Genomic DNA, 13,498 nt, shown 5'->3' with positions numbered 1-13,498 from the left:
GGCAAGGGCTTACGCTGGCCTCCCGCCTTTCAACCTCGCATAGGCGGCCAGCGCCTTATCCCGCCCCTCCGCCGGCTTCACCAGCGGCTGCGGATAATTACTCCCCAGCTTCACCCCGCACGCCGCCAAAATCTCAGGCGGCGCCTCCCAGGGGGCGTGGATATATTTGTCCGGCAACCGCTTCAGCGCCGGCAGGAAGCGGCGCACATAGGCGCCGTCGCCATCGAATTTCTGCCCCTGCAGCACCGGGTTGAAGACCCGGAAATAAGGCGCGGCATCCGCCCCGCACCCCGCCACCCATTGCCAGGAGGCGCCATTCGCCGCCTCATCCGCCTCGCATAGCGTATCCCAGAACCAGGCCTCGCCGGCCTGCCAGGGGATCAGCAGATGCTTCACCAGATAGGAGGCGCAGATCATCCGCACCCGGTTATGCATCCAGCCGGTGATCCAGAGCTCGCGCATCCCGGCATCGACGATGGGAATCCCGGTCTTGCCCGTCTGCCAGGCGGTCAGCCTGTCGCGGTTGGTCTCCCAGGGGAAATCCTTGAACTCCCTGCGGATCGGCTCGCGGCGCAGGTCCGGATGCTGCCAGAGCAGATTGATCGAGAATTCCCGCCAGAGCAGCTCCTTCAGGAAGGTCTCCACCCCCTCGCCAGCACCCGCCGCGCGCGCCCGGTGCCAGACATAACGTGGCGAGATCTCGCCAAAATGCGCATGCGGGGAGAGTTTCGAGGTGCCATGGCGGCCGGGTATGTCGCGGGCGGTGGCGTAATCCTGCACCGGCCCGGCCAGAAACGCCTCCAGCCGCGCCTTCGCCCCCGCTTCGCCGGGCGTCCATTCCGCCCGCATCCCGCCAGCCCAGTCCGGCCTGATCGGCAGCAGCCCCCAATCGGCCAGATCCTCGCTTTCGATCTTCGGCCCGAGCAGGGCGCTGGGCACCGGCAGCAGCGTCTCCGGCACCCCGGCCTCCTGGCAGGCTTTCGAGAAAGGCGTGTAGACGCCGTACATCCCGCCGGCCTTGGTGGTGATCCGCTCCGGGTGAAACAGCGAGGTGGAAAGATGCCGGTGCAGCCCGCAATCCAGCCTTTTCAGCGCCGCATCCAGCGCCCGGTCCGCTTCGCGCCAAGCCGGCTCATAGGCGCGCGCCACATGCACCGCCGCAACCTTGTGCGCCTTCACCAGCCCCGTGATGATCTCCGTTGCATCGCCCCGGCGCAGCACCAGCCGCCCGCCGCGCGCGGCGATCTCCGCCCCCAGCGCGCTCAGTGAATGATGCAGCCACCAGCGGCTCGCCCCGCCGGCGCGCTCATCGAGGATATAGAGCAGAATGACATCGCCGGCCGCGGCGGCGGCGTGCAGGGCCGGGTTATCGGCAAGGCGCAGATCGTTACGGAACCAGACAAGATTGGTCATGCGGGTGAATATAGGCGCGTGAGGCGTTTACGCCACCTCGGCGAGCCGCCCCAGCTGCTCCAGCGCGAAAGAATAAAGCTGCTCCTGGCCCAGCATGAACACCCGCAAGCCGCGCGGGAACAGCCGGGCAATCGGCGCCTCGCGCACATCCAGCCCGCCGGTGAGCGCACCGAAGGCCGGCAGGATCAGCCTGGTGCTGCCATCGGAGACGAAGCAGGGCCGCGAGACCCGCTTGGCCCGCGACTCGATGCTGGCTTTCGGGTGGAAATGCCCGGAAAGCTCGATCTCCCGCAACCCCAGCAGGGGCTGCGCCTGGTGGCGGAACACGAACGGGCCTTCCCGATGCTCGGCCACGCATTGCCCCGGCAGATCATGCGGGGTGGCATCGTGATTACCGGCGATCCAGATGATCTGCGCCTCCCGGCCGATCGCCTCCAGCCGCGTGCGGTCATCCTTGGAGAGCCGGGCATGGCCCTGCGTGTCATGGAAGCTGTCCCCCAGCGCGATCAGCCGGGAGGGGCGGTAGAGCCGCACCAGCCTGGTCAGCCGCTCCAATGTGGCGCGCGTATCGAAAGGCGGCAGCAGCGCCCCGCGGGCGGCCAGCGAGGAGGATTTCTCGAAATGCAGGTCGGCGACGATCAGCACCCGCTTGGCGGGCCAGAAAGCGGCACCGGAGGGGTCGAGCATCAAACGTTCGTTGCGGAAATGAATCGGTGCGGCGGTCATGTATGGTCAAAGAGCATATTCTGTCCTTTCGGACCATGGATAAAATTTCCATGAACATTCTCATCCTCACCAGCTTCGGCGATCAGCGCCTGCGCCTCGGCCAGCAGCAGTTCCTCGGCCTCGCCCTGCACATGTTCGCGGCCAATCTCCAGCAGCACCGGCACCGCCAAGGGCGAGACTCGGGAGAGCGCCATATGGGTGATCCGCCCCTTCGCCCGCGCCAGCAGGGCGGCGATGCGGGAGAGATCGATCAGCCCATGCGCCGCATCCGCCCGGGTGGCGCGCAGCAGAATATGGTCAGGCTGGTGGCGGCGCAGCACGTCATAGATCAGGTCTGAATTCACCGTCACCTGGCGGCGGTTCTTCTCAACCCCTGGGAGCTGGCGCGGGATCAACCCGGCAATCACCGCCACTTGCCGGAAGGCGCGGCGCAGCAGCGAGCTGGTCTCCATCCATTCCTCCAGATCATCGCCCAGCAGATCCTCATGAAACAGCTGCTCGATCTTTTCCGGGCGATAAGCGGACCAGATCGCCAGCACATAATCGGACGCGACAAAGCCGATCGGCGCGAAGCCGGCGCGCTCCATCCGCTTGGTCAGCAACAGGCCCAAAGTCTGGTGCGCGTTGCGCCCCTCGAAGGCATAGACCACCATGAACCAGCGCCCGGCGCGCGGGAATGTCTCCACCAGCAACCCGTTCGGCCCGGGCAGGCGGGAGCGGCGCCTCTGCAGCGCCAGCCAGTCCCGCACCTGTTCCGGAAAGGCACCCCAGCAGCCCGGGTCATGCAGCATCGCCCTTACCCGCGCCGCGAGATTGGTGGTGAGCGGCAGCCTGGCCCCGGCATAAGCCGGCACTTTCGGCTCCTTGCCAGGGGCTTCCACCACCTCCGCCGCGTTTTCCCGCAGGCGGATGAATTTCAACACCCGCCCGGCAAACATGAAGCTGTCGCCAGGGACGAGCTGATTGACGAAATATTCCTCCACCTCGCCCAAGGCCGCGCCAAAGCCCCCGCCACGCCGCCCCAGCAGCCGGATCTTGATCAGCGGCGCCTCGACGATGGTGCCGATATTCATCCGGAATTGCTGCACCACTTTGGCGTTGGCCGGATAGACAAACCCCTCTGAATCCCGGAACAATTTGCGATAGCGCTCATAGGCGGCGAGCGCGTAGCCGCCATCCTCGACGAAGCCCAGCACCGCATCGAAGTCCGGCCGGGATAAATCCTCATAGGGCGCGGCAGAGACCACCTCGCGATAGAGATCATCCGGGTGAAATTTCCCCGCGCAGGCCATGCCCAGAACATGCTGGGCCAGCACATCCAGCCCGCCAGGGCGGGGCGGATCGCCATCCAGAGCCGCTTCGGCCACGCCGGCCATCGCCGCCTCGCATTCCAGCACCTCGAACCGGTTGGCCGGCACCAGCACGGCGCGGGAGGGTTCGTCCAGCCGGTGATTGGCCCGGCCCAGGCGCTGCAGCAGCCGCGATACCCCCTTCGGCGCGCCGATCTGCAGCACCTGATCCACCCCGCCCCAATCGATGCCGAGATCCAGCGAGGAGGTGGCGATGACACCGCGCAACTTCCCCTCCGCCATCGCCGCCTCCACCTTGCGGCGCTGGGCGATGTCCAGACTGCCATGATGGATGGCGATCGGCAGGTTTTCCTCATTATGCCGCCAGATTTCCGCAAACAGCAGCTCCGCCTGGGCGCGGGTATTGACGAAGACGATGCTCATCTTCGCCTGGGCGATTTTCCGCAGCACCAGCTCTGCCGATTTCAGCCCCATATGGCCCGACCAGGGGATTTCGGTCTCGGGCAGCGCTAACGTGATCTCGGGCGCCGCCCCCTCCTTGGCCTGTACCAGCCGCGCTTCCGGCCCCACGAACCGGCGCATCGCCTCAGGATGCGCCACCGTGGCCGAAAGCCCGACGATTCGCGTGGCCGAGAGGGCGCGCAGCCGTGAGAGACACAAAGCCAGCTGATCCCCCCGCTTGGTCCCGGCCAGGGCATGGATCTCATCTACCACCACGCAGGCCAGACCCTTGAAATACACCCCGCTATTTTCCTGCGAGAGCAGCAGCAGCAGCGATTCCGGGGTGGTCAGCAGAATATTCGGCGCCATCTCCTTCTGCCGGGCGCGGCGATTGGCCGGGGTGTCGCCGCTGCGGGTCTCGATGGAGACGGACAAGCCCATCTCCGCCACCGGGATTTGCAGATTGCGGGCAATATCCGTGCCCAGCGCCTTCAGCGGGCTGACATAGAGCGTGTGCAGCCCCTCACGCGGCCGCGCCGCCAGCGCAACCAGGCTGGGCAGAAACCCGGCCAGCGTCTTGCCAGCCCCGGTGGGGGCGATCAGCAGCGCATCCGCGCCCTCCTGGGCCGCGTCCAGCATCTCGGCCTGGTGGGCGCGCAGGCGCCAGCCCTTGGCGGCGAACCATTTTTCAAATCGCTCTGGCAGAGAGGCCATAAGCCACCATATGGTGTTTTCATGCTTTGTTCCAACACCCCACATCCGGAACGCTGGCTGAAGCCGACCCCGGCCGGGCTCTATTGCCTGCCGGGCGATTTTTATATCGACCCGCTACGGGCGGTGCCGCGGGCCATCGTCACCCATGGCCATTCGGACCATGCCCGCCCCGGCCACGACCATGTACTGGCCACGCCCGAGACACTCGCCATCATGCGCACCCGGATGGGCGCGGAGCGGGCAGGAGCCACGCAACAGGCTCTGCCCTATGGCGAGACGCTCCAAATTAACGATGTTAACATAAAACTGGTTCCGGCGGGACATGTGTTAGGCTCGGCGCAGATCGTGCTCGACCATGCCGGTAGCCGCGCCGTCGTCTCCGGCGATTATAAGCGCCAGCCGGACCCGACCTGCGCGCCCTTCGAGCCGGTGCGCTGCGATGTCTTCGTCACCGAAGCCACGTTCGGCCTGCCGGTCTTCCGCCATCCGGACCCGGCCAAGGAGATCGAGAAACTCCTGCGCTCGCATGCGCTTTTCCCTGATCGCACGCATGTCATCGGCGCTTATTCGCTCGGCAAATCCCAGCGCCTGATCGCCATGCTGCGCCAGCAGGGGTTCGATGCGCCGATCTATCTGCACGGGGCGCATGCCAATCTCTGCGCGCTTTATGAGAGCCTCGGCGTACCGTTGGGCGATCTGCGCCCGGCGACAATGGCGCAAAAGGCGCAGCTGAAAGGCGCGATGGTGCTGGCCCCGCCCTCGGCGGTCGGCGAGCGCTGGGGGCGGCGGCTGGAAGACCCGGTGGTGGCCCAGGCCTCGGGCTGGATGCGGGTGCGCCAGCGCGCCAAGGCGTCCGGCATCGAACTGCCGCTGATCATCTCCGACCATGCCGATTGGGACGATCTGCTGGCCACCATCGCCGAGGTGCAGGCCCCGGAAATCTGGGTGACCCATGGCGCCGAGGAGGCGCTGATCCGCGCCTGCGCCCTGCGCCAGATCCGCGCCCGGGCGCTGTCGCTGGTGGGCTATGGGGAAGAAGAGGGCGAATGAAGGCGTTTGCCGAGCTGCTGGAGCGGCTGCTCTTCGCCCCCGGCCGCAACACCAAGATCGCCCTGCTGCGCGCCTATTTCGCCAGCCGGCCGGACCCGGAGCGCGGCTATGCGCTCGCCGCCATCGCCGGCGCGCTGGATTTCCCCGGTGCGAAATCCGCGACGCTGAAGGAGCTGGCCGCCACCCGCACCGATGCCGAGCTGTTTTCGCTATCCTACGATTTCGTCGGCGATCTGGCCGAGACCATCGCGCTGATCTGGCCCGCCCAGGGCGACGACGCGCCCGATCTGCCCGCTGTTATCGAAGCGCTACGAAACGCCAAGCGCACTGAAATCCCCGGCCTCATCGAAGGCTGGCTGGACCGCTGCGATCCCTCCACACGGCTGGCCCTCATCAAACTGCTCACCGGCGGGCTGCGCGTCGGCGCCTCCTTGCGGCTGGCCAAGCTCGCCTTGGCGGAGATGGGGCTGGTGGATGTGAATGAGATCGAGGAGATCTGGCACGGCCTCGCCCCGCCATATACCAGCCTGTTCGCCTGGCTGGAGGGCAGGGGGCCGCGCCCCACGCCCGGTGAGGCCCCGGTCTTCCGCCCGGTGATGCTGGCGCATCCGGTGGAGGCAGAGGACATCGCCCGCACCGACTGGCGGGAATTCCGCGCCGAGCAGAAATATGACGGCATCCGGGTGCAGATCGTCGCCACCCCGACCGGCAAGCGGCTCTATTCGCGCGCCGCCGAGGATATTTCGGCGTCCTTCCCGGAACTGCTGGAGGCGCTTGATTTCCATGCGGTGCTGGATGGCGAGCTGCTGGTGATCCGGGACGGCGAAATCGCGCCCTTCTCAGACCTGCAGCAACGCCTCAACCGCAAAACCACCACACCCGCCTTGCAGCAAAAATTCCCGGTCGGGATCATGCTCTATGATCTGCTGTTCGAGGCCACCGAGGATCTGCGCGCGCTGCCCTTCGATGCCCGCCGCGCCCGGCTGGAGGCCTGGTTCGCCGCCACCAGACCCGCCGCGATGCGGCTCTCACCCTTGATCCCCTTCACCAGCATCGACGAGCTGGCGACACTGCGCGACGCCGCCCGGGACGAGGCCAGCGAGGGGCTGATGCTCAAGCGCGGCGATGCGCCCTACCTCGCCGGGCGGCCCAAGGGGCTGTGGTGGAAATGGAAGCGCGCCCCGCTGAGCCTGGATGCGGTGCTGATGTATGCCCAGCGCGGCCACGGCAAACGCTCCTCTTTCTATTCGGACTACACATTCGGTGTCTGGACCGAGGCGGGCGAGCTGGTGCCGGTGGCGAAAGCCTATTCCGGCTATACGGACGAGGAGCTGAATTTCATCGATAAATGGATCCGCGCCCATACCATCGCCCGCTTCGGCCCGGTGCGGGAGGTGGAGAAAAAGCTGGTCTTCGAGCTGGGGTTCGACGCCGCCCAGCTCTCCACCCGGCATAAATCCGGCATCGCGCTGCGCTTCCCGCGCATATTGCGCCTGCGCACGGACAAGCCGGCCGAGGAGGCGGACCGGCTGGAGAGCCTGCGCAAGCTGATCTAGAGCGTATTCCGTTCCCGTTGGTGCACGGAACACGCTCTAGCTTTTTTTTCGAGCGAGCAACTTTATCCGATCAAACGAGTCCGTTTGATCGGATGTTGCTCTAGCCATTTGGCGGGCTCATATATTGTCATCAGCCCAGCCCGCGCCCAGATCCGTAAGGCTCTACTCGACCGCCAGCGGGATGTGATGATAAATCCGGGGAATAAGACAAACCGCGTGCGGTTGGAAATTTGGCCGCTACAGGCTCTGAATTTCTTCATGGCCGACATGCAGGCCGGAATCGGGCCATTCCTGAGCGTGTTCCTGCTCGCGCATCATTGGACAAGCGGGCCGATCGGCACGGTGATGACATTTGGCGGTCTCGCGGGGATGGTGATGACGGCGCCGGCTGGTGCGTTGGTCGATGCGACGCACCGCAAGAGACTCTTGATCGTCCTCACCGGCATCTGCACCGTTGCCGCTTCCAGCCTCATCCTTCTCTCGCAGGAATTTTGGATGATTGCCGCCTCGCAGGTGGCAACGGCGATCGCCGGGGCGGCGATTGGCCCGGCGGTCACCGGGCTCACCCTCGGCATCGTGCACCAAACCGGCTTTCCTCACCAAAATGCCCGCAACCAGGCATTCAATCATGCGGGGAACATGGTCGGCGCGGGCCTGTCTGGTTTGCTGGGCTGGCTCTATGGGTTTCCCGCCGTTCTCGCTTTGGCGGGCGCATTTGGCGTATTGTCGATCATTTCGGTGTTGATGATTCCCGCCAGGGCGATCGACCATGAGGCCGCCCGGGGGCTGACCAGCGCAACAGGCCACGACGGCCACGCAAGTGGTCTGCAAGTTCTGTTGCGGACGAAGCCGCTCTTGATCCTGGCGGCCTCGCTCGCCTGCTTCCATTTGGGCAACGCCGCGATGTTGCCGCTTTACGGGCTTGCGGTGGTGGGCGCCAGGCAGGGAAACCCGACGATCTTCGTGGCGCAGACGGTTGTCGTCGCCCAGGCTGTGATGATCCTCGCGTCGATTTTCGCCATGCGGCTGGTGGATAAACGCGGCTATTGGCTTTTGCTGCTTCTCTCATTTGTCTCTTTGCCCATCCGGGGGATCGTCGCCGCGCACCTCATCGTCGCCTGGGGCGTTTATCCGGTGCAGATGCTGGATGGCATCGGCGCCGGCTTGCAAAGCGTCGCGGTCCCTGGCCTGGTGGCGCGCATCCTCAATGGCACCGGCCGGGTGAATGTCGGCCAGGGGGCGGTGATGACGGTTCAAGGCATCGGCGCCGCCTTAAGCCCGGCGATCGGCGGATGGATCGCCGAGGCTCTGGGATATCCCACGATGTTTACAATATTAGGGGGGTTCGCGTTGGTCTCGCTGGCGCTCTGGATCGGCTTCGCCCGCCAGCTAAGGCCTGCTTGCGACCACAGCTTTGACCCCTGAGCGCGAGGCCTCCTCCATAATCGCGACCGACGATCGCCCATTTTTCGCCATTTGCTGGTTTGATTGTGAGGTGGCGTCGGAGTGGTCCGGCGCGAATTCACGGAGTCTGTCTTGAAGCGTCTCATTTTCGTAGTCCCCCTTCTCGCCATCATCGGGTCCTCACCGGCCTTCGCCGCCGGATGCGTGTCCGGCGCGGCCGTGGGGGCCGTTGCCGGGCATTATGCCGGCCATCATGCCGTGCTTGGGGCTGTCGGCGGCTGCATCGCGGGTCATGAGCTGAAAAAGCGCCAGAAGAGGCAGGCGCACGAGCAGCAAATGCAGCGCCAGCAGCAAGGCAATTTTTGAACGGCGCCGCAGTGGCGGCACCTGAATTTGGAGCCGCCCGCGGGCGATTATGATGTGACGATTATGATGTGACCAGGGGCCTGAAAACATATAAGCTGGAGCCAAAGCCTGGAGGACACCATGCAAGGCGCGCCCACGCACGAGGTGCTGAACCAGCCCCCGCCCTTGGAGGATTTCAACGCCTGGACAAATGATGAGGCGCTGCGCGACGCCGTGAAAACCTATGGCGGCGGCTGGGCGGCGCCACGGCTTTGCGCCTGCGGCTGGCATGTGGGGGCGGCCCGGGTGCTGGAGCTGGCCCGGCAGGCCAACCGCTTCACGCCGGAATTGCGGACCCATGACCGTTACGGGCACCGGATTGACCAGGTGGCCTTCCACCCGGCCTGGCATGAGCTGATGGGCATGGTCCGCGCGGATGAGGTGCATGCGCTGGGCTGGACCGACCAGCGCCCCGGCGCCCATGTGGCGCGCGCGGCGCTGTCTTATCTCTGGGCGCAGGGCGAGGCCGGGGTCGGGTGCCCGGCGGCGATGACATTCGCCTCCCTGGCTGCCTTGCGCCATGCCCCGGCGCTGCTGGCGCGGTTCCAGCCGGGCATCTTGTCTCCCGGCTACGATCCCCGCCCCCTGCCGCCGGCGCAGAAGGCGGCGCTGACCGTGGCCATGGCGATGACGGAGAAACAAGGCGGCTCCGATCTGCGCCAGGTGCAGACCCAGGCCACCCATCAGGGCGGGGATATGTACGAGCTCACCGGGCATAAATGGTTCTTCTCCGTGCCGGTGGCGGATCTGTTCCTCACCCTGGCGCGCACCCCGGCCGGGCCGACCTGCTTTCTGGCCCAAGGCTGGCGCGATGCGGGCGGGCGCAATTTCCTGGCCTTGCAAAGATTGAAGGATAAATGCGGCAACCGCTCCAACGCCTCGGCGGAGGTCGAGTTCCGGGGGCTGGAGGCCAGGATTGTCGGGGTGGAGGGGCGCGGCATCGCGACCATTCTGGAGATGGCGCATCTGACCCGGCTGGAATGCGCGCTGGGCAGCGCCGGGCAGATGCGCCAGGCGGTGCGGCTGGCGGCGCACCACGCCGCGCATCGCAGCGCCTTTGGGGCTGATCTCGCCGCCCAGCCGGCGATGGCGAATGTGCTGGCGGATCTGGCGCTGGAGGCCGAGGCGGCAATGTGGCTGGCGATGCGGGCGGCGGCGGCTCTGGATGCCGCCAGCCGGGACGAAAGCGAGCAGATATTGGTCCGGTGCCTGGCGCCGATCGCCAAATATTTTATCTGTAAACGCGCCCCCATGGTGGTGGCCGAGGCGCTGGAATGCCATGGCGGCAATGGCTTTATCGAAGAGCATGACATCGCCCGGCTCTACCGGGACGCGCCGCTGAACGGGCTGTGGGAGGGCTCCGGCAATGTCATCTGCCTGGATGTGTTGCGCGCGCTCTCCCGCCAACCGGAGGGGCTGGCGCTGCTGCGCGACGAAATCGGCAAGGCCAAGGGCGCCAACAAGGCGCTGGATGCCTGGCTCGCCACCCCGCTGCCGGCCTTTGAGGCGCGCCACGCCCGGCGCTTGACCGAGCAGCTTGCCCTGGCCCTGGCCGCCAGCCTGCTGCTGCGCCACGCCCCCGGCTTCGTGGCCGACGCCTATTGCGCGACGAGGCTGGGCGGGGATGGCGGGCAGGCGCTCGGCACCTTGCCGGCCGGGGTCGATTTCACCCCGATCATGCGGCGCATGTCGGGGTGAGGGGAGCCTTCAGGTCACGTCCGCGAGGGCGAAGCTGCCGCCCTGGAAGCGCCAGCCCGGATCATGTCCGCGCAAAATCGCCTCGGCATAATCCTCGGCATTCTGCTTCGGCGCATAGCCCAGCGCGGCGGCTTCGGCATTGTCCCACCAGGACCGGGTATTGGCGGAAACACCCCAGACCGTGAGGCAGCCGACATCCGGCACCGTGGCGGCGCGCCAGACCAGATCCTCCAGATCGTCATAGCCCAGCCAGGTGGAGAGATGGCGCGGCTCGATCGGCCGCTCGATGGCGCTGCCGATCCGCAGCGAGACCGTCTCGATCCCGAACTTGTCGAAATAAAGCTGCCCCATCGCCTCGCCCCAGACCTTGGAGAGGCCATAATTGCCGTCCGGGCGGACCTTGTCGGCCAGGGTCAAGCGCTGCCCGGCCGGGTACATGCCGATCGTATGGTTGGAGGAGGCGAAGACGATCCGCTTCACCTGGTGCCGCCGCGCCCCCTCATAGAGGCGCTGCAGCGCGACCAGATTATTCTGGATGATCTCCGCCAGCGGCTTCTCGACCGAGCTGCCGGCGAGATGGATCACCGCGTCAGCCCCGGCCAGCGCCGCATCCACCACCGCATCCTCGCGCAGATCGCCACCCAGCACCCGCTCCTCGGGCGAGACAGGGGCCGGCAGGCGATGCCCGGCGGCGGTGAGCACCGCCCCCCGGGCGATCAGGCGCGGGCGCAGCACCAGGCCCAGCGCGCCGCCGGCCCCGGTGAGGGTGAGTTTGGGCCCGGCCATCAATGCGCCGCCGATTTCTTGGAGCGCCCGACGATCTGGGTGGGATCGACGAAGCGCAGCGCGATGATCAGGCAGACCAGGCTGGTGACCATATAGATCACCGCCATCGCGTCGATCGTCTGGTTGGCGCGCATGCCGGCCGCGAACACCGAGTAATAGAGCGCCACAACCAGCGTCTGGTTGCCCGGCCCGGCGGTGAGGAAGGTGAGCTCGAACAGGCCGATGGTGCGCACCAGCACCAGCACCAGGGCCGCCAGGATGCCGGGCAGCAGCAGCGGCACCATCACCGTGCGGAACAAGGCCCAGGTGCCGGCGCCGAAGACCCGCGCCGCCGCCTCCACCCTGGGGTCGATCTGCTCGATGAACGGCACCAGGATGAAGATCACGAAGGGCACGCTCGGCATCAGGTTGGCGAGAATGACGCCGGTGAGGGTGCCGCCGAGGCCGAACTGATACAGCACCGAGGCGAGCGGAATGCCGTAGGTGAAGGGCGGGATGATCAGCGGCAGCACGAACAGCAGCATCACCAGCTTCTTGCCGGGGAAATCCCGCCGCGCCAGCGCGTAGGCCGCCGGCACGCCGAGCAGGGCGGAGCCGATCAGCACCGCGCCGGCCACTTCCAGCGTCACCACCAGCACGCCGCCGAGCTGGAAGCTGCTCCAGGATTCGCTGTACCAGCTGGTGGTGAAGCCGTTTGGCAGCCAGGTGGCGAACCAGGAGGTGCCGAGACTATCCACCACCACGCTGAGAATGATGCCGGTCAGGTTGATGATGAAGAAGCCCACCAGCGCCCAGATGGCGATGCGCCAGAGCTTGCCCGCGATTTCGCTTTCGATTTTCATGTGTTTCACCCTTTGCCGCCCGCTGCCGGGCCGCGATAGAGGGCCGCACTGGCCTTCATCACGATGGCGACGACGATGATCTGCACCAGTCCCATGATGATGGCGATGGCCGAGCCCATCGAATAATCATATTGTTCATAGGCCGCGTGATAGGCGGCGATGGCGATGACGCGGGTGGGGCCGGAGGGCGAGCCCACCAGCACCGCCGAGGGAAACACCGAGAAGGCCTGCACGAAGGCAAGGCAGAAGGTGATCGCCAGCCCAGCCCCCAGCAGCGGCAGCAGAATATGCCGGAAGCGCGCCGCCGGCCCGGCGCCGAGCATCGACGCCGCCTGTTCCAGCGACGGATCGATGCCGCTGACATAAGACAGGATCAGCATGAAGCAGAAGGGAAAGCCGCTGACGATCTGCGAGAGGAACACGCCGGTGAAATTATGCACCAGCCGCACCGGCGCATCGATGACATGCAGGGTCATCAGAATCCGGTTGAACCAGCCGAGCGGCCCGTAGAAATTCAGCATCCCCTGCGCGGTGAGCACCGTGCCCAGCGTCACCGGAATGATGAGGATGGTGGTCAGCAGCCGCTGCTTGCGCAGATGCCGCACCCGCAAGGCGATCGGCACGGAAAGCGCGATATTCACCAGCGTCACCGGCACCGCCAGCTCCAGCGTGGTGAAGATGGTGCCATAGACGTAACGGTCGCTGAAAAAGACGATGTAGTTGCCAAAGCCGAACACGCCATTGGCGTTCATCGGGTGCAGGGAGAGCCAGAAACCATAGAGCGCCGGATAGACGAACAGCGCCAGCACGAACAAAAGCGCTGGCATCAGCAGCAGCGTCGTCACATCCAGTCCGCGGCGGGCCAGACGCTGGGACAGGCTCACATGGTCGGGCGCGGCGGGGGCGGTGAGGGGGGCGCGTTCCATGGCCGCACTCATGCCGCCCTCGCGGGATAGACCAGCACACGCTCGGCCGGCGCGCCCAGGCGCAGCGCCTCGCCCGGCTGCACCGGGATATCGGAGCGGAACCAAAGCTCCATGCCATCCTGGGTGCGGGCCAGGCCGTAGAAATCCCGGCCGCGATATTCGGCGGAGATCACCGAGGCGGCGATCGGCCCGTCAGTGGAGGGGGTCAGATCCTCCGGGCGCAGCGC

12 protein-coding genes are annotated in these 13,498 nt (G+C 66.2%); 4 read left to right on the top strand and 8 right to left on the bottom strand.

The features are described 5' to 3' along the window. Positions 1–9: 9 nt before the first annotated feature. The 3 genes from MXAZACID_RS05000 to MXAZACID_RS04990 are packed head-to-tail and all read right to left on the bottom strand — an operon-like array spanning position 10 to position 4,604. Positions 10–1,413 carry a deoxyribodipyrimidine photo-lyase gene (locus MXAZACID_RS05000; protein ID WP_008493034.1) on the bottom strand — a complete coding sequence of 468 codons (1,404 nt, stop codon included), beginning with the start codon at positions 1,411–1,413 and terminating at the stop codon, positions 10–12. A gap of 27 nt (positions 1,414–1,440) precedes the next feature. Next, positions 1,441–2,139: a ligase-associated DNA damage response endonuclease PdeM gene (gene pdeM, locus MXAZACID_RS04995; RefSeq protein WP_008493033.1), complete on the bottom strand. Its 699-nt coding sequence runs from the start codon at positions 2,137–2,139 to the stop codon at positions 1,441–1,443. Continuing rightward, a complete protein-coding gene (locus tag MXAZACID_RS04990; RefSeq protein ID WP_008493032.1) occupies positions 2,136–4,604 on the bottom strand; it encodes a ligase-associated DNA damage response DEXH box helicase in 2,469 nt (822 codons plus the stop codon). The genes pdeM and MXAZACID_RS04990 overlap by 4 nt, the downstream gene beginning before the upstream one ends. A gap of 21 nt (positions 4,605–4,625) precedes the next feature. On the opposite strand from MXAZACID_RS04990, the gene MXAZACID_RS04985 reads away from it, so the two are divergent. From MXAZACID_RS04985 to MXAZACID_RS04975, 3 genes are all read left to right on the top strand, one after another. Then, positions 4,626–5,654, top strand: coding sequence for a ligase-associated DNA damage response exonuclease (locus MXAZACID_RS04985; RefSeq protein WP_008493031.1), 1,029 nt, complete (start codon positions 4,626–4,628; stop codon positions 5,652–5,654). Beyond that, entirely contained in the window at positions 5,651–7,210 is a 1,560-nt protein-coding gene (locus MXAZACID_RS04980; RefSeq protein WP_008493030.1) for a cisplatin damage response ATP-dependent DNA ligase, read from the top strand. Before MXAZACID_RS04985 ends, MXAZACID_RS04980 begins: the two co-directional genes overlap by 4 nt. Positions 7,211–7,396: 186 nt before the next feature. Beyond that, the gene (locus tag MXAZACID_RS04975; protein ID WP_039885005.1) at positions 7,397–8,635 is read left to right on the top strand and encodes an MFS transporter; all 1,239 of its coding nucleotides are present in this window, start codon (positions 7,397–7,399) and stop codon (positions 8,633–8,635) included. Between the two features lie 159 nt (positions 8,636–8,794). Here the strand turns inward: MXAZACID_RS04975 and MXAZACID_RS19165 are convergent, their stop codons facing one another. Next, a complete protein-coding gene (locus MXAZACID_RS19165) occupies positions 8,795–9,070 on the bottom strand; it encodes a hypothetical protein (protein ID WP_168118390.1) in 276 nt (91 codons plus the stop codon). 30 nt (positions 9,071–9,100) lie between these two features. Between MXAZACID_RS19165 and MXAZACID_RS04965 the strand changes: the two genes are divergently transcribed. Further along, on the top strand, positions 9,101–10,717 hold the full coding sequence (locus tag MXAZACID_RS04965; protein WP_008493027.1) for an acyl-CoA dehydrogenase family protein: 1,617 nt from the start codon (positions 9,101–9,103) through the stop codon (positions 10,715–10,717). A gap of 9 nt (positions 10,718–10,726) precedes the next feature. On the opposite strand, the gene MXAZACID_RS04960 is transcribed toward MXAZACID_RS04965, so the two are convergent. The 4 genes from MXAZACID_RS04960 to MXAZACID_RS04945 form a co-directional block, all read right to left on the bottom strand. Further along, complete coding sequence (locus tag MXAZACID_RS04960) at positions 10,727–11,503, bottom strand: NAD(P)-dependent oxidoreductase (protein ID WP_008493026.1); 777 nt, start codon at positions 11,501–11,503, stop codon at positions 10,727–10,729. After that, on the bottom strand, positions 11,503–12,345 hold the full coding sequence (locus MXAZACID_RS04955) for an ABC transporter permease (protein ID WP_008493025.1): 843 nt from the start codon (positions 12,343–12,345) through the stop codon (positions 11,503–11,505). The genes MXAZACID_RS04960 and MXAZACID_RS04955 overlap by 1 nt, the downstream gene beginning before the upstream one ends. A 5-nt stretch (positions 12,346–12,350) precedes the next feature. Continuing rightward, the gene (locus tag MXAZACID_RS04950; protein WP_008493023.1) at positions 12,351–13,271 is read right to left on the bottom strand and encodes an ABC transporter permease; all 921 of its coding nucleotides are present in this window, start codon (positions 13,269–13,271) and stop codon (positions 12,351–12,353) included. A gap of 8 nt (positions 13,272–13,279) precedes the next feature. Then, the coding region (locus MXAZACID_RS04945) for a TOBE domain-containing protein (protein WP_008493022.1) at positions 13,280–13,498 on the bottom strand (219 nt) is incomplete at its 5' end.

It is taken from the genome of Acidocella sp. MX-AZ02 (assembly GCF_000306035.1).
GTDB lineage: Bacteria > Pseudomonadota > Alphaproteobacteria > Acetobacterales > Acetobacteraceae > Acidocella > Acidocella facilis.
This window is presented reverse-complemented; position numbering and strand designations above follow the sequence as displayed.